Below are 22,871 nucleotides of genomic sequence, written 5' to 3'. Positions count from 1 at the left end.
ACAGAGTGAGGGGACGACTGTGACGCTCGTGGCAGGGGTCGACTCGTCGACCCAGAGCTGCAAGGTCGTGATCCGGGACGCGGAGAGCGGGGCCCTCGTGCGCGAGGGCCGCGCCCCCCACCCGGAGGGCACGGAGGTCCATCCCGACCACTGGTGGACCGCCCTGCAGGGTGCGATCGAGCAGGCGGGCGGCCTGGCGGACGTCGCCGCCGTCAGCGTGGGGGCACAGCAGCACGGCATGGTCTGCCTCGACGAGAACGGCGAGGTGGTCCGGCCCGCGCTGCTGTGGAACGACACCCGGTCCGCCGGGGCCGCGGCCGACCTGGTCGCCGAGCTGGGCGGCCCGAAGGCGTGGGCCGAGGCCGTCGGCAGCGTGCCGGTGGCGTCGTTCACGGTGACCAAGCTCCGCTGGCTCGCCCGCGAGGAGCCGGACAACGCCCGCCGTACGCGGTCGGTCTGCCTGCCGCACGACTGGCTCACCTGGCGCCTCGCCGGGCGGCCGGACACGATCGCGACCGACCGGGGAGACGCCTCCGGCACCGGATACTGGTCGCCCGCCACCGGCGAGTACCGCACCGACCTGCTGGAACTCGCCATGGGCCGGGTGCCGGAACTGCCCCGCGTGCTCGGCCCGGCCGAACAGGCCGGTACGGCCGAGCACGGCGGCGCGCTGCTCGCGCCCGGCACCGGCGACAACATGGCGGCGGCGCTCGGCGTCGGCATGCGGCCCGGTGACGTGGTGGTGTCCATCGGCACGTCGGGGACGGCGTTCGCCTGTTCGGAGACCCCGTCCGCGGACGCGGCCGGGCTGGTCGCCGGGTTCGCCGACGCCACCGGGCGGTACCTCCCGCTGGTCTGCACGCTGAACGCGGCGCGGGTGCTGGACGCGGCGGCCCGGATGCTCGGGGTCACCCCCCAGGGCCTGAGCGATCTGGCCCTGCGGGCGCCCGCGGGCTCCGGCGGGCTGGTGCTCGTGCCGTACCTGGAGGGAGAGCGCACCCCCAACCGGCCCGACGCGACCGGTTCCCTGCACGGGCTGCGCCTGTCCAACTCCAGCCCCGAGCATCTGGCCCGGGCCGCGGTCGAGGGCATGCTGTGCGGGCTCGCCGACGCGCTGGACGCGCTCGGCGTCGAGCCGGCCAGGGTGCTGCTCATCGGCGGCGGCGCCCGCTCGGAGGCGGTGCGCCGGATCGCGCCCAGCGTGTTCGGGCGTCCGGTGCTCGTCCCCACCCCCGGGGAGTACGTCGCGGACGGCGCCGCCAAGCAGGCCGCCTGGCTGCTGTCCGGCGAGCCGGAGCCGCCCCACTGGGAGTCGGGCGGCACCGAGCGGTACGAGGGCGACCCCACTCCCGGCCTGCGCGAGCGCTACCACGAGGCGGCGCAGGAGTAGAGGCGCGCAGGAGTAGACGTCCGGGGTGGGGTCCACGTGACCCCGGAGACCCCACCCTGAGACGACCCTGACCCCCTATCGGGGTGATGTACGCGTTGTCCCGGATGTTAGAAACGGGCCGTACGCGGGATCCTCAAGGTATGGCCAAGAGGATCTATCCCCTGCTCGCCGGCGGTGGCATCCTGCTCGCCGTCGTCACCGTCGTGGCGGCGCAGGTGGGCGGGGAGCCCTCGCTGGACCCCGTCTCCATGACGATCAGCCAGTACGCGGCGCGCGACGCCGGCGGCGTGATCGAGACCGCCATGGCCGTCCTCGGCCTGGCCTCCCTCGCCCTGCTGGCCGGGATGCGCGCCGTGCACGCGCCCGTGGACGGCTGGCCCGCCCGCCTGATCGGCCTGTGGAGCGCCTCCCTCATCGGCGCGGCGGTCATCCCGTCGGACACGAGCTGGCAGGGCGACCTGCACGGACTCCTGTCGGCGGCCGCCTTCGTGAGCGTGCCCGCCGCCGCGATCCAGCTCGTGGGCCGGCTCGGCCAGGACGAGCGGTGGCAGGCCGTCGCCCGGCCGCTCGAATGGCTCGCGCTCGCCTCCGGCCTCGGCCTCGCCGCCATCACCTACGTGGCGCTGCCCGGCCACGGCGTCATGATCGGCCTGGTGGAGCGGCTGCTGCTGACCGCCGAGGTGTCCGTCCTCGGGCTGTTCGCCCTGCGGCTCGTCCAGCTCACCTGGGGGCCGCCGCTCCGTGAGTGGATCGGCGGGCGGCGGGCCGACCTCGCGGCCCACCGCTGATCCGCCGGGATCGGGCCGCTCAGCGCTGGGCGGCCGTCAGCATCTTGAGCGCGTGCTCCACGAGGGTGACGAGCACGACCTTCGCCGAGGCGCGCCGCCGTACGTCGCAGAGCAGGACGGGCACCTCCGGATCGAGGTCGAGGGCGATCCGCACGTCGTCGGCCTCGTGCCGGTCCGCCCCGTCGAAGCAGTTCACCGCCACGATGAACGGCGTGCCGCGCTGCTCGAAGTAGTCGATGGACGGGAAGCAGTCGGTCAGCCTCCGGGTGTCGGCCAGCACGACCGCGCCGAGCGCGCCGTAGCTGAGCTCGTCCCACATGAACCAGAAGCGCTCCTGCCCGGGGGTGCCGAACAGGTAGACCACCAGGCCTTCCCTGATGGTGATGCGTCCGAAGTCCATCGCGACCGTGGTGGTCGTCTTGGCTTCCACGCCGTCGGTGTCGTCGACGCCGACGCTGCGGTCGGACAGCACCTCCTCCGTACGGAGGGGGCGAATCTCGCTGATCGCGCCGACCAGCGTGGTCTTGCCGACGCCGAAGCCGCCGGCCACCAATATCTTGAGGGCGACCGGCTCCTCAGAGGGCGCGAAGGCCATTGATCACTTCCTTGAGAATGCGCTCGCTTGGCAGCGGCGCCACTTTGCCCGGAGCCCGTGCCTCGACGAGTCCCAGATCGAGCAGATCCCCGATCAGGACGCGGACCACGCCCAGGGGCAGGTCGATGTCGGACGCGATGTCCGCCACCGACGCGCCGCGGCGCGCGAGGTCGAGGATCCGCCGCTGCTCGGGACCTATCCCGGACAGGTCCCTGCGTGAACCCGTGGTGGTCACCATCGTGATGAGATCGAGTTTCGCGCCGGAGGGCCGCGCCCGGCCCCCTGTCAGCGCGTAGGGCCGGACCAAAGGCCCGGCCTCCTCGTCCATCCATTGGGGTCCCGTCATATGCGCGCCCGTCTCACGGGGAGATCCGGCGCGGGTTGGTGGAGATGTGCTGGCCCACGCGCTTGACCAGCATCGCCATCTCGTACGCGATGTGGCCGACGTCGGCGTCGGAGGCGGCCAGGACGGCCAGGCAGGTGCCCTGCCCGGCGGCGGTGACGAAGAGGAACGCCGCCTCCATCTCCACGATGGTCTGCCGCACCTCGCCGCCGCCGAAGTGCCGCCCGGCACCCCTGGCCAGGCTCTGGAACCCGGCGGCGACCGCCGACAGGTGCTCCGCGTCCTCCCGGCTCAGCCCCTGGGAGGCTCCCACGACGAGGCCGTCGGTGGAGAGGATCACCGCCTGGCGGACGGCGGCGACCCTGCTGATGAGATCGTCGAGCAGCCAGTTCAGTTCGCCGGTCGACGTCGCTTTGCCGGTCATGCGTCACCCTTCTCGCCGTGCGTGTTGTGTGCGTGGTCACCGGGTGCTACCCCACCCGGCTGGTCGGAGTCCTCCCGGCCCCGGCGCGCTCCGCTCTGGAAGGCGGCGAACACGGCCCTGGCCTCCTCGGGCGACCGCTCCTCCATCGGAGGGGCGGACAGCGGCGGCTGCGTGGACGGGGTGCGTAGCTGCGGAGCGATGTTGGCCTGGCGGACCCGGCGCGGCAGACCGGCGTGGGTCCCGTTGGGCGCCGACCCCCTGGCCCGGGACGCGGTGCCGTTCGGTGCGCCGTTCCCCGCGCCATTTCCCGAGCCGTTGCCCGCACCGTTCCCCGCGCCGTTCGCGGGGGCCGGCTCCGGCGTGGGGACGGGTGTGGGGAACGGTGTCGGGACGGGCGTGGGGATGGATGGAGGGGCGGGCGGAGCCTCGCGCATCGAGGAGGGCACGGCCTCGGTCCGCAGGGCGGCCGGGGTGAAGAACGGGGACGACTCGGGGAACTCCGAGGCTCCGCCGGGCTCCCACACCCGTCCCGCGACGGCCTCGCGCAGCGTCGGCGGCGTGGTCTCGGGCGCGGTCTCCGGGAATCTCTCCGGGAAGGTGTCCGGCACGGTGTCCGGCACCCTGTCCGGCACCGTTTCGTGCACAACCCTCGGCATCGGCTTGGCGTGGGCGCCGCGGGGGGCGGGCGGCCCCTCGATCGCCGCAGGCGCGCCGTCCTCCACGACCAGGGTGCGGGGGATGAGCACGATCCCGGTCGTCCCGCCGAACGGCGACCCGCGCAGCACCACCCTGATTCCGTGCCGGGCGGCGAGCTGGCTGACGACGAAGAGCCCGAGCCTGTCGCTGTCGGCCAGGTCGAACTCCGGCGGGTCGGTCAGCCGCGCGTTGATCTCGTCGTACTCCTCGGGCGAGAGGCCCAGGCCGCGGTCCTCGACCTCGATCGCGAGCCCGTTGGCGACGAGCTCCCCGCGGACCTCCACCCGGGTGTGCGGCGGCGAGAAGACGGTGGCGTTCTCGATCAGCTCGGCGATCAGGTGGACGAGGTCGGCCACGGACGCGCCCATGAGGGTGGCGGCCGGCATCGGCGCCATCGTGACCCGGGTGTAGTCCTCCACCTCGGAGATCGCCGCCCGGACCACGTCGATGAGCGGCACCGGCTTGCGCCAGGCGCGTCCCGGCGTGGCCCCGGAGAGAATGATCAGGCCTTCCGCGTGCCGCCGCATGCGGGTGGTGAGGTGGTCGAGCCGGAACAGGTCCTCCAGCGCCTCCGGGTCCTCGGCCCGGCGCTGCATCGAGTCGAGCAGCGTGAGCTGGCGGTGCAGCAGGGTCTGCTTGCGCCGGGCCAGGTTGAGGAAGACCTGGCCGACGCCGCGGCGGAGGGCGGCCTGACCGACGGCCGCCTCGACGGCGGTGCGCTGCACGGAGCCGAACGCGTGGGCGACGTCCTCGACCTCGCTGGACCCCGTCGCGTTGATCGGGGGCGCCTCGGCCTCGACGTCCACCTCCTCGCCGCGCCGCAGCTTCTCGACGACGCGCGGCAGCCGTACGTCGGCGAGGTCGAGCGCGGCGTCGCGCAGCCCGGCGAGGTCGCGGGCGAGGCGGCGGCCGAACCGTACGGAGAAGATGATCGTCGTCACGATGACGACGAGGCCGAGCCCTCCGGCGACCAGGATGCGGAGCAGGATCCCGGTCGCGACCGAGGTGGCGTTCGTGTTGAGCGCGTCCGACGCCTTCACCCGGGCCGAGTCGAGCCTGAGGATCAACTGGTCGACGGTCGGCGACCACTTCTGGGCCTCCGGCGGGACCGGCCCGCCGGTGCGCACCCGGTTGACGAGCAGGTTCTCCAGCGCTGTGAAGCGGTCGAACAGCGGCGAGGTGAGCTCCTGCTCGTACGGCGCGCGCATGTCGCCGGTGAGGATCGTGCGGTTCTTCCGGTAGAGGAAGCGGCGGGTGGACACCCACTCGCTGAACGCGGTCTGCTCCTCGCCGGTCATCACGCCGCTGGCCAGCGCGCCGCGGATGAGGGCGTCCTCACGGCTGATCATCTCGTGCGCGTTGCCCATCCCCTGCATCGCGCTGGCCTGCTGGAAGACGGTCAGGTCGGGGACCGAGACCAGCCTCTCGTACAGCGCGAACATGTCATCCATGATCGCGTTGTACGAGTTGATGGCGTACAGCCGGTCCATCTGGCCGAGCGAGACGGACTCCCGGATCGAGGGCAGGCGTTCGAGGGAGGACAGCAGGGACTCCAGGGGCGCCACGAGGTCCTCGCCCATGGCGTCACGGGTGGAGTCCTCGCCGGCGGTCCTCCGGAACCTGTCCACCGAGGCGGTGGTCTTGGCCTGCTGGGCGGTGAGCGCGGCGGAGTTCGTCTGGCCGCTGCTCAGCACTCCCGCGGTGAGTGCGCGTTCGGCCTGGATCTGCAGCCCGAGGTCGGTGGAGGCGATGCCCACGGTGTCGTACAGCGTCTTGGAACGCATGAGGATGACACCGTCGCCGACCGTGAGTTTTAGGGCAAACCCCCACATAGCACTCAACATGAGCAATGGTAGGAGCAGCAGTAAGAAGATCTTGAACCGAATCGAGCGGTTTTTTGAACCCATATGGCCACTCCTGCAGTGCTGGAGGCTGTGCCGCATTTATGGGGGAATGCACCTCCGGAAGATCGCACAGAAGGCTAGCACCGATACACTCGCCGCGCAGGGGGAGGAAACGATGATTACAGTGATCACTGGGGCTGGTGCCGGAATCGGTGCAGCTTCCGCCCTTGATCTCGCTCGGCGAGGTCACCAAATCGTGCTCATCGGGCGTACCCCCGAGAGGTTGCGCGCCGTCGCGGACCGGGCCGCGGAGGCCGGCGGCGCCCGCCCGGACACCCTCGTGGCCGACTTCTCCTCCCTCGACGAGGTGCGCCGGCTGGCCGCGGAACTGCTGGCGCGGTACGACCACATCGACGTGCTGGTCAACAACGCGGGCGTCATGTCGCCCGACCGGCGGACGACGGTGGACGGCAACGAGTTGATGATGCAGGTCAACCACCTGGCGCCGTTCCTGCTCACGAACCTGCTCGCCGACCGCCTCGCGGCGTCGTCCGCCCGGGTCGTCACCACCTCGTCGCGGGCCGCCAAGACCGGCCGCCTCGACCCCGCCGACCTGTCCAGGGAACGGCGGCGCTGGAACGGCTGGCTGCAGTACGGCGACTCCAAGCAGGCCAACGCGTTGTTCACCGTGTCGCTCGCCGAGCGCGGGCTGGCCGCCACCTGCCTGCACCCCGGAGTGCTGAAGACGTCCTTCGCGGACGGCACGCTCTTCATGAAGATGGTGTGGCGCGTTCCCGGGGTGGGCGAGCCGCCCGAGGCCGGCGCCGCCAGGATCGTCCACCTCGCCACCCACTCCGACGGCGTGGACCACCCGGGCCGCTACTTCGTCAAGAACGCCCCCGCGCGGGTGCCGAAGACGATGTCCGACCCCGCCCTCGCGGCCGCCCTCTGGGATGCCAGCGCCGCCGCCACCGGACTGTCAGGCTGAGCTACCGAGAGATCGAGTGCTCAGAGCCTGGGTGCCGAGGACGGTGATCAGCGCGAGGCGCTCGGCGTCCTCGGTGCCGGGCTCGGCCGTGTAGACCATGACGCGCAGGTCGCCGCCCGCCACGGTGAGCACGTCGCAGTCGAGCGTCACGGCGCCCGCCTCCGGGTGGTCGATCGTCTTGCGGGCGGCCTGGTGGTGCCCGGCGATGCCGGTCTCCCACAGTTGGGCAAACCTGTCGCTGTTCGCGAGCAGGTCCGCCACCAGTCGCTTGAGCCGCTGGTCGGCGGGGTAGCGGGCGGTGGCCGCCGACCTGTCCACCGACGAGGGCATCGACACGGTGGCCGGGATCTGCGCGGACGAGCCGCTCGACCTGCTCGTCAACAACGCCGGCGTCGCCCACTACATGCCGCTGGCCGAGCTTCCCGCGGACAAGGCCGGAGAGCTCGTGCACGTCAAGGTCGTCGCCCCGACCATGCTCGCCCGGGCCGCCGTCGCGGGCATGCGGGAGCGGGGCGGAGGCGCGATCGTCAACGTGGCCGGCATGATCGCCTTCAGCGGCCCGGCCCCGCACTCCCAGATGCCCCGCCGCGCCGTCTACGCCGGGACCCTGGCCCACCTCGTCGCGATGTCCCAGACCCTGAGCGCGGAGCTGGAGGGCACGGGAGTCGCCGTACAGGTACTGTGCCCGGGCGTCGTGGCCACCGAGTTCCACGAGCGGCAGGGCCTCGACCTGAGCGCCGTGCCGCGGATGAGCGCCGACGACGTCGTGACGGCCTGCCTGCGCGGGCTGGAGCTGGGAGAGGTCGTCTGCTGCACCCGGCGTCGAGGACGCCGGTCTCCTGGACGCGGTCTTCCGGGCCGAGCTCGCCGCCTTCGGAGGGCAGAGCCCCGAGCTCGCCACGCGCTACCGGGCTTAAGAGTTCGGGCCTGAGAGTTCGGGCCCAAGAGTTCGGGGAGTGTTCGCCCGGGGTTGCGCCGGTGCTCACGGACGGGTGACTAGGGTCCGGCCGCATGACCGTGACCGTTCCCGCGCGCACGTCCGGCACGGCGGCCCCCGCCCGCGACCCGCTGCTGGACAACGCCAAGTTCCTGGCCATCGTGCTCGTCGTCTCCGGGCACCTCGTGGAGGACCTGCGGGACGTCCCCGCGGCGCACGCGCTCTACTTCTACGTCTACCTCTTCCACATGCCGCTGTTCATCGTGATCAGCGGCTACCTGTCGCGCAACTTCACGTTCTCCGCCGGCAAGGCGCGCAAGCTCATCAGCGGCCTGGCCGTGCCGTACGTCATCTTCGAGGTGGCCTACTCGCTGCCCCGCTACTTCCTGTACGGCAAGCTGGAGATCAGCCTGCTCGACCCGTACTACCTGACCTGGTTCCTGATGTCGCTGTTCCTCTGGCGGCTGTCCACTCCGGTCTGGCAGCAGTTGCGGCATCCTCTGGTGGTCGCGGTCGGGCTCTCGCTGCTGTCGGGGACGAGCGCGCTGCCGGACGAGCTGTCGATGAACCGCACCTTCGGCCTGCTGCCGTTCTACGTGCTCGGGCTCATGCTCACCCCCGGCCACCTGGAGCTGCTGCGCGGGCGGGTCGCCGCGATCACGGGTGGCGCCGTGCTGGCCGCGGCGCTCGCCGGGGCCTTCGCCGTGCACCGGCTCGTGCCGACGGAATGGATCCGCTGGCGCCACTCCAACCACCAGATCGGCGTGGACGACCTGACCGGCACCCTGATCAGGCTCGCCATGCTGGCGGCGGGCTTCCTGCTGGTCCTGGCGTTCCTCGCGCTCACCCCGGACCGCCGCACCTGGTTCTCCGGCCTCGGCGCCGCCACCATGTACGCCTATCTGCTGCACGGCTTCGCGGTGAAGGTCACCGAGCGCTTCCACGACGCGCTCGTCAATCCGCTCGGCGTGGCGGCGATGGTCCTGTTGGGCACCGTACTGGCGGCCCTGCTGTGCACCTCCCCGGTACGGCGGGCCTTCCGCTGGGCGGTGGAGCCGGACGTCTCCTGGGCGTTCACGACGCTGCGCCGGCCCAGCCGGCGGCCCGGTCACCGGCCCGGTAGGCGCAGGGCGGAACTCCAGCGTCCGTACGCACGTTTTCCGGGCGATGGTGCTGAACATGGCGAAGCGCGCAATCCGGGGTAGCGTACGCATTCGCGGTGCGGCCAGATGTGGTGAAAACGACGGGGTGACGCGGGTGGTCGGCAGACAGGGCAGGGTCACGGGCAGGATCGGTCCCGGCCTTGTCGGCGAGGTGATGGTGCCCATCCGCGGGGGTGTCGAGGCGTTCTACGCCTATCCGAGCGTCCCGGACGAGGAGATCCCGGTGGGGTCCATCGTCGTCGTCGTGGAGTATTCGCCCCCGCGCACTGTCTACGTCGCACGCGCGATCGTCTGACCGGCACCCTCCTCCTCTCACTTTCCCCCCACTAGGACGGAGGCTCCCATGCCCTCGGAGATCCTGGTCGTGGGCGGCGTCGCCATCGTCGCCCTCATCGTCCTCACCATGCTGTTCAAGGCCATCTGGCGGGTGGCCGAGCCCAACGAGGCGCTCATCATCTCGGGCCTCGGGGCCCACACCAGAAACGAGCTCGCCGACAGCCTGGGCTTCAAGATCGTGACCGGCAAGGGCACCGCCGTGCTGCCCGGCTTCCAGACCTCCCGGCGGCTGCGGCTCGACAGCCGGGCCACGAACCTCCAGGTCAACTGCGTGACCCAGCAGGGCATCCCGGTCCAGGTGCGCGGCGTGGTCATCTACAAGGTGGGCGACGACTTCACCAGCATCGCGAACGCCGCCCGGCGCTTCCTCGACCAGCAGGACTCGATGAACGGCGCCATCCACGAGCTGTTCACCGGTCACCTGCGCTCGATCATCGGCAACCTGACCGTCGAGGATCTCATCCTGAACCGGGAGCGGCTCACCAGCGAGACCCGCAGCTCCGCGGCCGACGAGATGAGCAAGCTCGGCCTGGTGGTCGACTCGCTGCAGATCCAGGAGATCGAGGACGAGACCGGCTACATCACGAACCTGGGCAAGCCGCACGCCGCGAAGATCGCCGCGTCCGCGCGCATCGCGGAGGCGCAGCGCGACCAGGAGGCCACCGAGGCCGAGCAGATCGCGGCGGCGAACAAGGCCGCCGCCTGGCGCGACGCGCAGATCAAGCAGGCCTCCTACCAGGCGGAGATCGACGAGGCGCAGGCGCGGTCGCGGCAGTCCGGTCCGCTGTCGGAGGCCACGGCCCGTCAGGAGGTCGTCGTCCAGGAGACCCGTACGGCCGAGCTGGAGGCCCAGCTCTCCGAGCAGCGACTCCAGTCGCAGGTGCGCAAGCCCGCCGACGCCAAGGCGTACGAGACCGTGACGCTGTCGCAGGCCGAGCGCGACGCGCGCATCGCGCAGGCCGAGGCGGAGGCGAAGGAGACCGAGCTGCGGGCGGTCGCGCAGGCGTCGCAGGTCAAGCAGGCGGCCGCGGCCGACGCCGAGTCGGTGCGGCTGCGCGGTGAGGCCGCCGCGGCCGCGACCAGGGCGACCGGTCTGAGCGAGGCCGAGGCCGCCAAGGCGCGGGGTCTCGCGGAGGCCGAGGCCGCCAAGGCCAGGGGCCTGGCCGAGGCCGAGGCGATCAGGGCCCGCTCCGAGGCGCTGCGGGAGAACCAGGAGGCCGTCATCGCCCAGCAGCTCGCCGAGAACTGGCCGCAGATCGTCGAGGCCGGGGCGAAGGCGTTCGGCAACGTCGACCACATGGTGGTGCTCAACGGCGCCCAGGGCATCGAGGAGATGCTGGCCAAGGCGCTCACGCTGGGCGGCACCGGGCTGGGCCTGGCGCGCACCCTCCTGGCCGGCGGCTCTCCCGCCGCGGCTCAGGCGGCGGTCCAGCAGGACGGCGCGAGCGTCAACGGCGCCGAGCCCACCACGAAGAACGCCGTCGACGCCGCCTCCTGACGGCCAGCGTTCGTCCCCGTCCCTTCGGACGGGGACGAACGTCTCGTGCGTTCAGCCGCGGATCAGGTCCTGGAGGCCGACCACGCGTAGCAGTTCCAGCCGCTCGCGGGACTCGCTGCCCGGGCGGGCGGTGTAGACGACCAGCCGCTGGTCGTGCTCCGGGCTGAGCATCACCTCGCAGTCCAGCTCCAGCAGGCCGACGACCGGATGCTGGAAGCGCTTGACGTCGGCGCGGCGTACGGCGACGTCGTGGGCGTTCCACAGCGCGGAGAACTCCTCGCTGTGGGCGCGGAGCCGGCGTACGAGCTCTGCCAGCCGGGCGTCGTCCGGGCGGCGGGCGGAGGTGGCGCGCAGATCCGCCACCGCCGTGCGCGCGGCGAGGTCACGATCCCCGGGAGGGAAAAGCTCCCGCGCGGACGGGTCGGTGAAGTAGCGCCAGATGAGGTTGCGCTCCGCCTCGGGGCGGGCGGACATGTCACCGTGAAGTGCTCTGTCCATCGAATTCTGCGCGAGGACGTCGCCGCGGTCGTTCACCACCTGGGCGGGCGTGTCGATCAGCCGGTCGAGGATGAGCAGCAGGCCGGGCCGGACGTGCTCCGTGGCCGACCGGTCCCGCGGCGGCTCCTCGCCGGCCAGGTGGAAAAGGTGGTCCCGTTCGTCGCCGGTCAGCCGCAGCGCGCGGGCGACGGCGGCGAGCATCTGGCGGGACGGGTGCGAGCCCCTGGCCTGTTCGAGCCGCGTGTAGTGGTCGGTGGACATGCTCGCCAGCTGCGCGACCTCCTCACGGCGCAGTCCCGGGGTGCGCCGCCGCGCGCCGTGCGACAGCCCCACGTCGGCAGGGGTGACTCGGGCACGGCAGTGACGCAGGAAGTCGGCCAGTTCGGTTCTGTCCACACCCTTCACCATGCCCCTCACCATGCCCCGGTGCGCCGGACGTTGCCAGGGACGGCCTGTCCCGGGATAAGGGCGTCTCTCCCGCCCACGCCCGCGCCGCCCGAGGCTGGGAGCCGACGCTACGGATGACCCCGACTGTTCCACGAAGGAAGGCATGGTTCGCATGCAGTACCGCACCCTCGGCCGCACCGGTATCAAGGTCAGCCCCTATGGGCTCGGCGCACTGATGTTCGCCACGTCCATCGGCAACCCCGATCCCGGCGACTCGGCCCGCATCATCCACAAGGCGCTGGACGCCGGGATCAACCTCATCGACACCGCCGACGCCTACGGCGACTCGGAAGAAATCGTCGGCAGGGCGCTCAAGGGACGGCGGGACAACGTCGTGCTCGCGACCAAGGTGAGCCGCCCCGTCGGTGACGATCCCAATCAGCAGGGCGCCTCGCGGCGCTGGATCATGACCGCCGTCGAGAACTCGCTGCGCCGCCTGGGGACCGACCACATCGACCTCTACCAGATCCACCGGCCGGACCCCGCCACGGACGTCGAGGAGACGCTCTCCGCGCTCTCCGACCTGATCCACAGTGGGAAGGTCCGCGCGATCGGGACGTCCGCCATGCCGGCGTCCGACATCGTCGAGGCCCAGTGGGTCGCCGAGCGGCGCGGCCTGGAGCGATTCCGCACCGAGCAGCCGCCCTACTCGCTGCTCAACCGCGGCATCGAACGCGAGGTGCTGCCGGCCGCGCAGCGCTACGGAATGGGCACGCTCGTGTGGGGCCCGCTCGGGCAGGGACTGCTCACCGGACAGGTCCGCAAGGGGCGGCAGAACGAGCTCCGCCGCGCCGGCTTCCTCAAGCACGTCAACGACGAGCACCGCATCGAGGCCGTCGAACGGTTCATCTCGCTCGCCCAGGAGGCGGGTCTGCCGCTGACCCACCTCGCCATGGCCTTCGCCATCGCTCATCCCGGCGTGACCAGCGCCGTCCTCGGGCCGCGCACGATGAGCCACCTCGACGACCTGCTCGCGGGCGTCGACGTCGCTCTGACCGACGACATCCTCGACCGGATCGACGCGATCGTCCCGCCCGGCACCGACGTCGGCGTGCTCGACCAGGCGTACGTGCCGCCGGCTCTCCAGCGGACGAGCCTGCGCCGCCGCCCCCTCGGCGAACGCACGGCCGCCTGACAGCTCGGCCGCCTGACGTCTCGGCCGGGGCGCTCGGTCAGTCGAACGACAGCTCTGTCGTACGGCGGGGCATGAGCAGCAGCGCGCCGACGCTGAGCACGGCCACGACGACGAGCGCGATGAAGATGTGGTGGACGGCGTCGTACAGTGCGCCCCGGACGAAGGACGCGGCGGCCGAGTGGGCCGCCGCGCCCTGGGCGTTCAGCACCAGGCTCGTGGCGTCGAGGCTGTCGGGCAGGCGCCCCGCCGCGGAGTCGGTGAGGGAGGCGGGCGGGTGGGCGAAGCGGTCCGACAGCGTCGCGTTGGAGATGGCGCCCAGCATCGCGGCGCCCACCGTGCTGCCGATCGAGCGGGAGAACATGTTCGTCGCGGTGACCACGCCGCGGCGCTCCCAGCCGACGACCGACTGCACGGCGACCATCGTGGGGCTGGCCGACAGCCCGAGGCCGACGCCGACCACGAAGCAGACGGCGGCGACCTGCCAGATCATCGCGTTCCGGCCGAGCAGCGCGCACAGCACGGTGCCCGCCACCACCACGACGATCCCGATCAGCGCGGTGTCACGGAATCCGATGCGCATGTAGAGGCGGCCGGAGAACGTCGCCGCGAGCGGCCAGCCGATGGTGAGCGCGGCCAGGGCGAAGCCCGCCACCAGCGCGCCGGTGCCCAGCACCCCCTGCGCGTACGTCGGGACGTACGACGTGAGTCCGATGGTGAGGGCGCCGATGCCGACGGAGACCAGGTTGCCGCCGGTCAGCGTGCGGCGGCGGAACACCCACAGCGGCAGCACCGGCTCGGCCGCGCGGCGCTCGGCGAGGACGAAGGCGGCGATCAGCAGCACCCCCGCCCCGAAGATCAGCAGGCTGGGCGCCGAGTTCCACTCCCAGGCCACGCCGCCCTCCAGCAGGCCGAGGATGAGCAGCGAGGAACCGCCGGTCAGCAGCACGGCGCCCAGGTAGTCGATCCGGTGGGAGCCGCGCTCGACCCGCTCCTCGAACCGGCGGGCGAGCACCCAGGCGGCCACCGCACCGAGCGGCAGGTTGATGAAGAAGATCCAGCGCCAGGAGACGTACTCGGAGAAAACGCCGCCGAGCGTCGGGCCGACGACCGCCGAGATGCCCCACACGCTGGCGAGGTAGCCCTGGACCCGGGCCCGTTCCTCGACCGAGTAGAGGTCGCCGGCCATCGTGATGCTGATCGGCTGCACCGCTCCGGCGCCGATGCCCTGGATCGCCCGGAACGCGATCAGCGCGGGCATGCTCCAGGCCACCCCGCACAGCACCGACCCGAGCAGGAACGCGGCGATGCCGAAGAACATCACCGGCTTGCGCCCGAAGACGTCGGCCAGCTTGCCGTAGATGGGCACGGTGACGGCCTGGGTGAGCAGGTAGATCGAGAACAACCACGGGAACTGGGAGAACCCGCCGAGGTCGCCGACGACCGAGGGCACCGCGGTCGCGATGATCGTGCTGTCCAGCGCCACCAAGCCGGTGCACAGCATGATGGCGGCGAGGACGGGACCGCGTTCCGACCGTAGCCCGATGCCCTTCGATGTCGTCGTCGTGGTCACGAATGAGACTCCCTCAAGAACGCCCTCGGCACAGCGGTTTCGTCATGCGCAACTGTCACCGTATGGCAGAACATTCCGGTCCTGTTGACGGGCCAGGCGACATTTCGTACGTTCCGCGTAGGCCGCCCCCCGGGCGCCCCAGACCGGGAAGGGGTTGCGATGGCCACCGAGCCGAGTCCAAGCGGGGGGCCGGACATCGTGCCGGGTCCGCTCGCCACGCCGTCGCCGGAGCTCGCCCGCAGACGCGAGTCGGGGCCGCTGGAGCCGGCGACCATGCCCAGCGGCGACCGCGTCCCGATGGTCGTCCGGTACGAGGACGTCCGCGCCCTGCTGGCCTCGCCCACATCCAGCCGCAATCTCCGCCTTCCCGGGCTGCCGCGGTTCGTGAGCGGCGTCGGCATCGACGACGACCCGGACGCGCTGGTCAACCAGGACCCGCCGGAGCACACGCGCTACCGCCGGATCATGCACGGCACCTTCACCCCGCGCCAGATCGAGCCGTGGCGTCCCCGCATCGCGAAGATCGCCGAGGATCTCCTCGACGGCCTGGGCGACGACTTCGACCTGGTCCAGGGATACGCGCTGCGGCTACCCGCCCATGTCATCTGCGAGATGCTCGGCGTGCCGATCGACGACTACGAGCAGTTCGTCCGGTGGACGGACATGTTCCTGACCACCTCCACTGCCGACGGGCAGGTGCGCCAGGAGGCCTACACCGACTTCATGGCCTACGCCGCCGAACTGGTCGCCCGGCATCGCCTCTCGCCCGGGCAGGACCTCATCGACCTGCTCATCCAGGCCAGGGACGAAGGCGACCGGCTGTCGGAGGGCGAGCTCGTCAACACCGTCTTCTCCCTGATCACGGCCGGGTACGAGACGACGGCCTCGATGATCGCCCGTGGCGTGTTCCGATTGCTGCTGCACCGGAGCCAGTGGGACGAACTGGTCGCGGACCCCGCCCTGACGGCCACCGCCGTAGAGGAGGTCCTGCGCTTCGACGGGCCGCCCGCCAACGCCTTCATGCGCCGCGTCACCGCGGACACCGACCTGCCCAGCGGCCCGCTGAGCGCGGGGACGGTCGTCATGCCGAACCTGAACGCCGCCAACCACGACCCGCGGGCGTTTCCCGAGCCCGGCCGGTTCGACATCCACCGCTTCACCGGCCACCCGCCCAACCCGCATGTGGCGTTCGGGTACGGCCCGCACCGCTGCCTGGCCGCCAGCCTCGCCAGGGTCGAGCTCACCGAGGCGTTCAGGGCCCTGGTCACCCGGCGCCCGGACCTCCGCCTGGCCACCCTGCCCGAGTCGGTGAAGTGGGCCGACGGCCTGGTCCTGCGGCCGGTCGCCCTGCACGTCACCTCGGAGGGATGAGACGGTTCCCGGCGCGGCACCGATCCGTGATCAACGTCGGGCCGGCCGGTGCTACCCTCGCGAGCGTGGCGATCAGGAACTCCCACTGCTCCTTCTGCGGAGCGGCCTACGCGCCCGGCCTGCCCTGGCCGAGGACCTGCGAGGAGTGCGGCAACACCGGCTATCTCAACCCCCTGCCGGTCGCGGTCCTGGTGCTTCCGGTGGACGGTGCGCGTACGTCCGGCCTTCTCGTGGTCCGCCGGGCGGTCGAGCCGCACCGCGGCCTGCTCGCGCTCCCCGGCGGCTTCATCGACATCGGCGAGTCCTGGCAGCAGGCCGCCGTACGGGAGGTCCGCGAGGAGACGGGCGTCGTCGTCGACGCGGCCGGAGTGCGGCTGTTCGACGTGCTCAGCGCGCCCGACGGCACCGTGCTGATCTTCGGCCTCGGGCCGCGCACAGCCGCGGACGCCCTCCCGCCGGTCGTCCCCACCGCGGAGACCAGCGAGTGGCTGGTGATCGACGCCCCCCAGGAGCTGGCGTTCCCGCTCCACACGCAGGTCGTGGCCCGCTACTTCGGCCGTGAGGCTCAGCGGCCGTAGCGGTTCAGTCTTCGCGGACCCGGCCGGACTCGACGACGACCCGGCGTGTCGTGTGGACGGCCTTCAGCATGCGCCGGTCGTGGGTGACGAGCAGCAGGGTCCCGGTGTACGAGGCGAGCGCCGACTCCAGCTGTTCGATCGCCGGAAGGTCGAGATGGTTGGTGGGCTCGTCCAGGACGAGCAGGTTCACCCCACGGGCCTGGAGGAGAGCGAGCGCCGCCCTCGTGCGCTCACCGGGTGACAGCGTGGCCGCCGGGCGCAGCACGTGGTCGGCGCGCAGGCCGAACTTGGCCAGCACCGTGCGGACGTCGGCGGGCGGCAGGTCGACGAGCGCGCCGAACGCGTCGAGCAGCGGCTCGTCGCCTTCGAAGAGGGCGCGGGCCTGGTCGACCTCGCCGACGACCACCCCGGGGCCGAGCGTCGCCGTCCCCTCGTCCGGGGCCACCCGGCCGAGCAAGACGCCGAGCAGGGTGGTCTTGCCCGAGCCGTTCGCGCCGGTGATCGCGACCCGGTCGGCCCAGTCGATCTGCAGGTCGACGGGCCCGAGCGTGAAGGCGCCACGTCGCGTGACCGCGCCGCGCAGCGTCGCGACGACGGCCCCGGAGCGGGGCGCGGCGGCGATCTCCATCCGCAGCTCCCACTCCTTGCGCGGCTCCTCGACGACCTCCAGCCGCTCGATCATCCGCTCGCTCTGCCGGGCCTTGGCCGCCTGCTTCTCCGTCGCCTCGGTGCGGAACTTCCGTCCGAGCTTGTCGCCGTCGGTGGCCTTGCGGCGCGCGTTCTTGACGCCCTTCTCCATCCAGGCGCGCTGGGCCCTGGCCCTGGCCTCCAGCGAAGACCTGGTGTCGGCGTACTCCTCGTACTGCTCGCGTGCGTGCCTGCGGGCGACCTCGCGCTCCTCCAGGTAGGCGTCGTACCCGCCGCCGTACGCGCGCACCTGCCGCTGGGCGAGGTCGAGCTCGACCACCCTGTTCACCGTACGGGCGAGGAACTCACGGTCGTGACTGACGACCACGGTCCCGGCGCGCAGTCCCGTCACGAAGCGTTCGAGCCGGTCCAGGCCGTCGAGGTCGAGGTCGTTGGTGGGCTCGTCGAGCAGGAACACGTCGTAACGGCTGAGCAGCAGCGCGGCCAGCCCCACCCGGGCCGCCTGCCCGCCGGACAGGGACGCCATCTCCTGCTCCGTACCGACCGTGAGCCCGAGGTCGGCGGCCACCTCGGCGGTCCGCTCCTCCAGGTCGGCGCCGCCGAGGGCGAGCCAGCGATCGAGGGCCTCGGAGTACGCGTCGCCGGGATCGCCGCCGACGAGCGCCTCGGTGGCAGCGTCGAGGGCCCGCTGTGCGGCGGCGACCCCGGTACGGCGGGCGAGGAAGGCGGCGACGGTCTCCCCGGGCCGCCGTTCGGGCTCCTGCGGCAGATGGCCGACGTTGGCGGCAGGCGGGCTGAGCCGTACGCTGCCGTGCTCGGGGGCGTCGAGGCCGGCCAGCAGGCGCAGCAGCGTCGACTTGCCCGCGCCGTTGACCCCCACCAGCCCCACGACGTCCCCGGGCGCGACGACCAGATCGAGATCCGTGAACAGGACACGGTCGCCGTGCCCGGCGGCGAGTTCCTTCACGACAAGAGTGGCGCTCATCAGGACACCGACCCTACTGGGTGGCGAGCGAGAGCAGGCGGGTGACGGTGTTCCAGTTGCGCATGGTCGCCGGGCCGGTCGAATGCTTCTCCAGCAGCGGCGGCAGCTTGGGACGCCGCAGCCCGTCGGGGAAGTAGACGTAGAGCTCCCGCTCGCCGATCCGCATCTCCTCCGGGGCGTATGCCGCCGGGTCGATGCTCGCCAGCCCCTCCCGGTCCGGCGGCCGGGCCAGGAAGACCACGGCGAACCGCGCGGGGTCCCTGACCTCCAGGGGATTGTGCTCCACCACGCCGCGCAGCTCCTCAGCCGTACGGAGGATCACCGTAGTGGACAGGCCGAGCTCCTCCTGGAGCCCGCGCTCGATCGCGGCGGCGATCGAATCGGTGTCACCGCCGGCCGTGAACAGGGCGTTTCCACTGCGCAGGTGCGTTCGCACGTCCCCGTAACCGAGGCGGTCGAGCAGTGCCCTGAGATCGGCCATCGCCACCGCGGTGGCGGGATTGACGTTGATGCCGCGCAACAGCGCCACGTAACGCATAGCATCGCCTCCTTCCGGCGGGAGACTATCCCCCGATCATGTCAACAACCGTCAGATATCAGGCCGCGATGTCCGCAGCCATGGTCCCCTTCTCCGTCATGTCCTCGCTCGCCGGCTGGTGCGGGTGGTGCGGGGGTTGCGGTAGGTGAAGGCCCAGCGGTCGTCGCCCGTTTTGCGGCGGGTGTAGCGGGTGGGGTGGCGGTAGCGGTCGCGGTTGTGGAACTGGCACGCCGGCCCCAGCAGCTTGAGATCGGTCGGCCCGCCGCTGCACCAGTCTTCGGCGTGGTCGATCTGGCACATCGTGGCCGGCAGCGGGCAGCCGTCCACCCAGCAGGTCGCATACCGGGCGAAGACCGCCCGCCGCTGGGCCGGAGTCGCCAGACGGACCTTGCGGCCCATGTCCAGCACCTGCCCACCGGCGTCCATCACGATCCGCACCAGGGTGCTGGTGCGGGCCAGCCGGTGCACGCGGGAGACGGGCAGCAGGTGCCCGGTCGCCAGGATCAGCCCCGGCAACCCCCGCAACCACACCCCCGGCGGACTGTTGCCCCCCAACCCTGGAGGAGAGTCGGCTCCCACCCTCGGCATCCCGTGCGGCGCCTCACCCGGCATGAAGGCATGCCGTGAGTGCCCTGCCGTGCAGTCGTCGGCAGGGCACTCACCGGCAGGGCGGTCCTCATGGGGGCAGCCGGACGCACGTCGGTTTCCAGTGCAGTTCCCGCCGCCACGCGGCTCGGCGTGCTCGTCGCCGTGGGCCGAGTGGGAGTGCGGCTCGGCGACGTTCGGGCTGCCCGTGGCCGAGCAATCCTTATCGGGACGCTCGTCGCCGCAGGTGGGAGCATCCACGCCAGGGTCCCGGCTGACAGGCGCGTCAGCCCAGTGCTCGTCGCCCGGCATCGGCGCATCGCTCCCGAACCGGTCACCGTCACACTCGGGTATGTCGCTTTCGCGGCGCCCGCTGTCAAGCCCTGGAGCATCACCGGCGTGTGGTTCGCTGCCGGGAGCCGTCGCGGGGTCGTCGGGGAGGGATTCGGCGTTGACGAGCACCAGAAGCTCGGTGACGATCTTGCTTTCCAGGAACGCGATGAACGCGTCCGCGTTCCGCACGCTCAGGGTGCGGTCGTCGCCCTCGGCCTTCGGCTTGGCGTAGACGTCGAGCCAGTGCTGCAGCCGCGCGGCGGCCTCCACCGGCAGGTAGAACTCCCCCTCCACACCGCCGTTCCTCCGCCTGCGGACGCGGAGGAACCGGCGGTCGAAGTCGGCCTGCTCGTCCTTCTCGTGGCCGTCGGGGTCCAGCACCGCGCGCAGATATCGGCCCGCCTTGGCCACCTCCGCCGCACCCGCCGACCCGGCCAACTGCAGCAAGATCCGCTCGGCGGTGGTGGCCTGGTCGTCGGTCAGCCCGAAGGTGGCGGTGCAGATCGCCTCCACGATCCCCTCGGGCAAGCTGCCCTCCGCGAACAGGCGGCGCACCTCGTGCAGGCGGACCAGCTCCATGCTCATCGTCAGCAACCGGCCTGCTCCCGCAGGGGTCATCCCCCCAGCGGAACGCAACCACAACTTGGTGGAGGCATGCCCATGGCTCTTCGCCTCCCCGGCTCGATGGACACGCCCGACCCGGGCAGCCAACGCGCTGGTGATGCGGTCGCGGGCCGACAGCAACTCCTCGGCCTCGGCCAGACACACCTCAGGTGCCTCGGGCACTGGAACGAGCGCCACCGCCCGAGCCGCCTCAGCAAGCGCCGCTACCGCCACCCATGACGACGACCCCGCGCCAAAAGCGCCGCCGTCAACAGCGTGGTTCGGCGCGGCGGCAGGGCGAAGACGCGAGTCTTCGATGCCGGGTTCGGATGCAGGCGAGTCGTCCGAGGACCAGAAGGGAGGGCCGTCGATGATCCTGGCCCACCAGGGATCAGCCGGAGGACGAGGCGCTGACGCGTCGAACGTCGGAGACTCCATGCGCCCCTCCTCTCACCACTCCTGCAATTCGAACTCTTGCCCTAATCCTTTCATCACTCTCTGTATAGAACAAGCCGCCATGACAATTACCTGGAGTCACAACAAGTGGAGGCGCGGACGTTCACCGGCGCGGGGCGTACATGATGACCACCGCTCCGACCAGGCAGACGCCGCACCGCCGGGGTGCGGCGTGTACGACGTCAGCCGCGGCGCTGGGTCTCCTCCAGGTAGCGCAGGACGGCTGTGACCCTCCGGTCCGCCCGGTCGGTGGGCGCCAGGTCGAGTTTGGCGAAGATGCTGCGAATGTGCTTGTGGACGGCGCCTTCGCTCACGAAGAGCCGTTCGGAGACGGCGGTGTTGCCCAGTCCCTCGGCCATCAGGGCGAGAACGTCGAACTCCCGGGCGGTCAGCCGTTCCAGCCCGCTGTCGGTGCGGGTGCGCGTGAGCAACTGCGCGACGACCTCGGGGTCTATGGCCGTGCCTCCCGCGGCCACCCGGTGCAGGGCGTCGAGGAACTGGTCGACGCGGCCGACTCTCTCCTTGAGCAGGTATCCGAGCCGGTCGGTTCCGCCGGCGAGCAGCTCGGTGGCGAACGCCTGCTCGACGTAGGCGGACAGCACGAGCACCGCCAGGCCGGGCTGACGGCGCCTGGCCTCGACCGCCGCGGTGATGCCCTCGTCGGTGTGGGTCGGAGGCATCCGGACGTCGACGATGGCCACGTCGGGCCGGTGGGCGTCGACGGCCGCCAGGAAGGAGTCCGGGGAGTCGGTCGTGGCCACGACGTCCAAGGACTCCGCGCGCAGCAGCAGCGCGACGCCTTCACGCAGCAGCGGATCGTCCTCGGCTATCACGATCCGCATGACAACTCCACTTCGAGTGCGGTCGGCCCGCCGGGCGGGCTGGTCAGGGTGAGACGGCCGTCGTGCGCCTCGACCCGGCTGCGGATGCCGGTGAGCCCGGAGCCGTGCCGTTCGTCCGCGCCGCCGACGCCGTCATCCTCGATTCGCAGGGACAACCGGTCGCCTTCACGCCGTACGGTCACCGTGGCGTGCCGGGCCCGGCTGTGCTTGGAGATGTTGGTGAGTGCCTCGGCGGTCACGAAGTAGGCCGTGGCCTCGATGGAGGCGGGGCACCTGCCGAGCGCGTCGACGTCGACCCGGCAGGGCACACCGCAGTTCGCCGCGAGCCCGGCGAGCGCACCGGCGAGTCCCCGGTCGGCCAGCACAGGGGGCAGGATGCCGCGGACGACCGTACGGAGCTCGGCCAGCGCCTGCTCGGCGGTCTCCTGGGCGCGTTCGAGCATGTCCTCCGCGTCCGGCCGGTCACGGGCCAGCGCGCGGCGGGCCGCGCCGAGCATCACGGTGACCGCGACCAGCCGGTTCTGCGCCCCGTCGTGCAGCGAGCGTTCGATCCGCCGCAACTCCGCGGCGTGGGCGTCCAGTGCCGCCGCGCGAGTGGCCGACAGCTCCGCGATCCGCAGGGACAGGTCGACGTCGGCGGTGGGCGCCAGCAGCCGGCGTCCCGGCCACGCCTGCAACCGGGCCATTCCCGTCCCGAGCACCAGGAAGCAGGCGGCCATTCCCACGCCGAGGATCGCGACCGCCATGGCGCCGGCGTCGTCGATCACGTCCCAGAACACCAGGGTCGGGGTGGGATCCTCCGCGGGCAGCGCCCGCCACCACAGCGGATACGTGATGTTCTGCACGGCGTTCAGCACCATGGTCAATCCGGCCACGCCGAGGAACAGGCCCAGCGTGCCGTGCGCGAGGATCCAGCACAGCTCCCGCCGTACGGCCGGTTCGGCGAGCGCGGCGCGTGCGCCGGCCGGCGCGGGCCCCAAACGGACGATCTCCGGACCCCAGCGGGACAACCGGTCACGCTCGCGCTCGGCGGCGGACCGTACGACACGCGGCACGGTGGGCAGCAGGAGCAGGCCCACACCGATCACACAGGTCAGTCCGGCCACGACGAGCCACACCAGAGCGGCGAGCGCCAGCAGCGCCGTGCCGAGGCCGCCGACGAGATGTTCGAACGCGCCGAAGACGTCACGGGCGCGTGCGGCGACACCCCTCCGATCGTTTCGCCGGGTGTCGGCCGGTTCCGCCTGGTGTGCCGCCATCATGCACCCCCTTTTGGGCCA

Annotated in this window: 22 protein-coding genes; 10 read left to right on the top strand and 12 right to left on the bottom strand. The window is 71.8% G+C overall.

Annotated features, from left to right (window positions below; translation table 11 throughout):
• Positions 1-19: 19 nt before the first annotated feature.
• On the top strand, positions 20-1,390 hold the full coding sequence (xylB, locus tag HHX33_RS01860; protein WP_182873012.1) for a xylulokinase: 1,371 nt from the start codon (positions 20-22) through the stop codon (positions 1,388-1,390).
• A gap of 140 nt (positions 1,391-1,530) precedes the next feature.
• Entirely contained in the window at positions 1,531-2,178 is a 648-nt protein-coding gene (locus HHX33_RS01855; protein WP_182873011.1) for a DUF998 domain-containing protein, read from the top strand.
• Between the two features lie 19 nt (positions 2,179-2,197).
• On the opposite strand, the gene HHX33_RS01850 is transcribed toward HHX33_RS01855, so the two are convergent.
• The 4 genes from HHX33_RS01850 to HHX33_RS34840 are packed head-to-tail and all read right to left on the bottom strand — an operon-like array spanning position 2,198 to position 6,020.
• A complete protein-coding gene (locus HHX33_RS01850; RefSeq protein ID WP_111700339.1) occupies positions 2,198-2,773 on the bottom strand; it encodes a GTP-binding protein in 576 nt (191 codons plus the stop codon).
• Positions 2,754-3,101 carry a DUF742 domain-containing protein gene (locus HHX33_RS01845; protein ID WP_244301666.1) on the bottom strand — a complete coding sequence of 116 codons (348 nt, stop codon included), beginning with the start codon at positions 3,099-3,101 and terminating at the stop codon, positions 2,754-2,756. Before HHX33_RS01845 ends, HHX33_RS01850 begins: the two co-directional genes overlap by 20 nt.
• A gap of 31 nt (positions 3,102-3,132) precedes the next feature.
• Complete coding sequence (locus HHX33_RS01840) at positions 3,133-3,540, bottom strand: roadblock/LC7 domain-containing protein (protein WP_030507694.1); 408 nt, start codon at positions 3,538-3,540, stop codon at positions 3,133-3,135.
• Positions 3,537-6,020: a sensor histidine kinase gene (locus HHX33_RS34840; protein ID WP_220501373.1), complete on the bottom strand. Its 2,484-nt coding sequence runs from the start codon at positions 6,018-6,020 to the stop codon at positions 3,537-3,539. The genes HHX33_RS01840 and HHX33_RS34840 overlap by 4 nt, the downstream gene beginning before the upstream one ends.
• 235 nt (positions 6,021-6,255) lie before the next feature.
• Here HHX33_RS34840 and HHX33_RS01830 point away from each other — a divergent pair, with 235 nt between their 5' ends.
• Positions 6,256-7,068 (top strand): SDR family NAD(P)-dependent oxidoreductase, encoded by an 813-nt coding sequence (locus tag HHX33_RS01830; RefSeq protein WP_182873010.1) that lies wholly within the window; start codon positions 6,256-6,258, stop codon positions 7,066-7,068.
• Here the strand turns inward: HHX33_RS01830 and HHX33_RS01825 are convergent.
• Positions 7,060-7,386 carry a hypothetical protein gene (locus tag HHX33_RS01825; protein WP_220501372.1) on the bottom strand — a complete coding sequence of 109 codons (327 nt, stop codon included), beginning with the start codon at positions 7,384-7,386 and terminating at the stop codon, positions 7,060-7,062. The genes HHX33_RS01830 and HHX33_RS01825 overlap by 9 nt on opposite strands.
• On the opposite strand from HHX33_RS01825, the gene HHX33_RS01820 reads away from it, so the two are divergent.
• From HHX33_RS01820 to HHX33_RS01805, 4 genes are all read left to right on the top strand, one after another.
• Complete coding sequence (locus HHX33_RS01820; RefSeq protein ID WP_220501371.1) at positions 7,367-7,999, top strand: SDR family NAD(P)-dependent oxidoreductase; 633 nt, start codon at positions 7,367-7,369, stop codon at positions 7,997-7,999. The genes HHX33_RS01825 and HHX33_RS01820 overlap by 20 nt on opposite strands.
• An 80-nt stretch (positions 8,000-8,079) precedes the next feature.
• Entirely contained in the window at positions 8,080-9,210 is a 1,131-nt protein-coding gene (locus HHX33_RS01815; RefSeq protein ID WP_182873008.1) for an acyltransferase family protein, read from the top strand.
• Between the two features lie 52 nt (positions 9,211-9,262).
• The gene (locus HHX33_RS01810; protein WP_182873007.1) at positions 9,263-9,463 is read left to right on the top strand and encodes a hypothetical protein; all 201 of its coding nucleotides are present in this window, start codon (positions 9,263-9,265) and stop codon (positions 9,461-9,463) included.
• A 48-nt stretch (positions 9,464-9,511) separates the two neighbouring features.
• Positions 9,512-11,002, top strand: coding sequence for a flotillin family protein (locus tag HHX33_RS01805; RefSeq protein ID WP_182873006.1), 1,491 nt, complete (start codon positions 9,512-9,514; stop codon positions 11,000-11,002).
• Positions 11,003-11,053: 51 nt separating this feature from the next.
• Here the strand turns inward: HHX33_RS01805 and HHX33_RS37000 are convergent, their stop codons facing one another.
• Positions 11,054-11,896 (bottom strand): helix-turn-helix transcriptional regulator, encoded by an 843-nt coding sequence (locus HHX33_RS37000; protein ID WP_182873005.1) that lies wholly within the window; start codon positions 11,894-11,896, stop codon positions 11,054-11,056.
• Between the two features lie 154 nt (positions 11,897-12,050).
• Between HHX33_RS37000 and HHX33_RS01795 the strand changes: the two genes are divergently transcribed.
• Complete coding sequence (locus tag HHX33_RS01795; RefSeq protein ID WP_310738212.1) at positions 12,051-13,082, top strand: aldo/keto reductase; 1,032 nt, start codon at positions 12,051-12,053, stop codon at positions 13,080-13,082.
• A 37-nt stretch (positions 13,083-13,119) separates the two neighbouring features.
• On the opposite strand, the gene HHX33_RS01790 is transcribed toward HHX33_RS01795, so the two are convergent.
• Entirely contained in the window at positions 13,120-14,652 is a 1,533-nt protein-coding gene (locus HHX33_RS01790; RefSeq protein ID WP_220501369.1) for an MDR family MFS transporter, read from the bottom strand.
• 159 nt (positions 14,653-14,811) lie between these two features.
• Between HHX33_RS01790 and HHX33_RS01785 the strand changes: the two genes are divergently transcribed.
• Together HHX33_RS01785 and HHX33_RS01780 are read left to right on the top strand one after the other, a co-directional pair.
• On the top strand, positions 14,812-16,023 hold the full coding sequence (locus HHX33_RS01785; protein WP_182873004.1) for a cytochrome P450: 1,212 nt from the start codon (positions 14,812-14,814) through the stop codon (positions 16,021-16,023).
• Between the two features lie 65 nt (positions 16,024-16,088).
• A complete protein-coding gene (locus HHX33_RS01780) occupies positions 16,089-16,601 on the top strand; it encodes an NUDIX domain-containing protein (RefSeq protein WP_310741168.1) in 513 nt (170 codons plus the stop codon).
• A 4-nt stretch (positions 16,602-16,605) separates the two neighbouring features.
• Here the strand turns inward: HHX33_RS01780 and HHX33_RS01775 are convergent, their stop codons facing one another.
• From HHX33_RS01775 to HHX33_RS01755, 5 genes are all read right to left on the bottom strand, one after another.
• Complete coding sequence (locus tag HHX33_RS01775; RefSeq protein ID WP_182873002.1) at positions 16,606-18,234, bottom strand: ABC-F family ATP-binding cassette domain-containing protein; 1,629 nt, start codon at positions 18,232-18,234, stop codon at positions 16,606-16,608.
• Positions 18,235-18,247: 13 nt separating this feature from the next.
• On the bottom strand, positions 18,248-18,772 hold the full coding sequence (locus HHX33_RS01770; RefSeq protein WP_182873001.1) for a DUF1697 domain-containing protein: 525 nt from the start codon (positions 18,770-18,772) through the stop codon (positions 18,248-18,250).
• Between the two features lie 96 nt (positions 18,773-18,868).
• The gene (locus HHX33_RS01765) at positions 18,869-20,731 is read right to left on the bottom strand and encodes an HNH endonuclease signature motif containing protein (protein WP_259402018.1); all 1,863 of its coding nucleotides are present in this window, start codon (positions 20,729-20,731) and stop codon (positions 18,869-18,871) included.
• Between the two features lie 200 nt (positions 20,732-20,931).
• Complete coding sequence (locus HHX33_RS01760; protein ID WP_182872999.1) at positions 20,932-21,591, bottom strand: response regulator transcription factor; 660 nt, start codon at positions 21,589-21,591, stop codon at positions 20,932-20,934.
• Positions 21,579-22,853 carry a sensor histidine kinase gene (locus HHX33_RS01755; protein WP_182872998.1) on the bottom strand — a complete coding sequence of 425 codons (1,275 nt, stop codon included), beginning with the start codon at positions 22,851-22,853 and terminating at the stop codon, positions 21,579-21,581. Before HHX33_RS01755 ends, HHX33_RS01760 begins: the two co-directional genes overlap by 13 nt.
• Positions 22,854-22,871: the final 18 nt, after the last annotated feature.

The sequence above is a fragment of the Microbispora sp. H10670 genome (assembly GCF_014161385.1).
Lineage (GTDB): Bacteria > Actinomycetota > Actinomycetes > Streptosporangiales > Streptosporangiaceae > Microbispora > Microbispora triticiradicis.
This window is presented reverse-complemented; position numbering and strand designations above follow the sequence as displayed.

Coding starts and splice junctions, on each gene's coding strand:
- HHX33_RS01805 (WP_182873006.1), top strand. CDS start 9,512: ATGCCCTCGGAGATCCTGGTCGTGGGCGGCGTCGCCATCGTCGCCCTC.
- HHX33_RS01755 (WP_182872998.1), bottom strand. CDS start 22,853: ATGATGGCGGCACACCAGGCGGAACCGGCCGACACCCGGCGAAACGAT.
- HHX33_RS34840 (WP_220501373.1), bottom strand. CDS start 6,020: ATGCGTTCCAAGACGCTGTACGACACCGTGGGCATCGCCTCCACCGAC.
- HHX33_RS01855 (WP_182873011.1), top strand. CDS start 1,531: ATGGCCAAGAGGATCTATCCCCTGCTCGCCGGCGGTGGCATCCTGCTC.
- HHX33_RS01840 (WP_030507694.1), bottom strand. CDS start 3,540: ATGACCGGCAAAGCGACGTCGACCGGCGAACTGAACTGGCTGCTCGAC.
- HHX33_RS01770 (WP_182873001.1), bottom strand. CDS start 18,772: ATGCGTTACGTGGCGCTGTTGCGCGGCATCAACGTCAATCCCGCCACC.
- HHX33_RS01785 (WP_182873004.1), top strand. CDS start 14,812: ATGGCCACCGAGCCGAGTCCAAGCGGGGGGCCGGACATCGTGCCGGGT.
- HHX33_RS01760 (WP_182872999.1), bottom strand. CDS start 21,591: ATGCGGATCGTGATAGCCGAGGACGATCCGCTGCTGCGTGAAGGCGTC.
- HHX33_RS01815 (WP_182873008.1), top strand. CDS start 8,080: ATGACCGTGACCGTTCCCGCGCGCACGTCCGGCACGGCGGCCCCCGCC.
- HHX33_RS01850 (WP_111700339.1), bottom strand. CDS start 2,773: ATGGCCTTCGCGCCCTCTGAGGAGCCGGTCGCCCTCAAGATATTGGTG.
- HHX33_RS01775 (WP_182873002.1), bottom strand. CDS start 18,234: ATGAGCGCCACTCTTGTCGTGAAGGAACTCGCCGCCGGGCACGGCGAC.
- HHX33_RS01830 (WP_182873010.1), top strand. CDS start 6,256: ATGATTACAGTGATCACTGGGGCTGGTGCCGGAATCGGTGCAGCTTCC.
- HHX33_RS01795 (WP_310738212.1), top strand. CDS start 12,051: ATGGTTCGCATGCAGTACCGCACCCTCGGCCGCACCGGTATCAAGGTC.
- HHX33_RS01845 (WP_244301666.1), bottom strand. CDS start 3,101: ATGGACGAGGAGGCCGGGCCTTTGGTCCGGCCCTACGCGCTGACAGGG.
- HHX33_RS01765 (WP_259402018.1), bottom strand. CDS start 20,731: ATGGAGTCTCCGACGTTCGACGCGTCAGCGCCTCGTCCTCCGGCTGAT.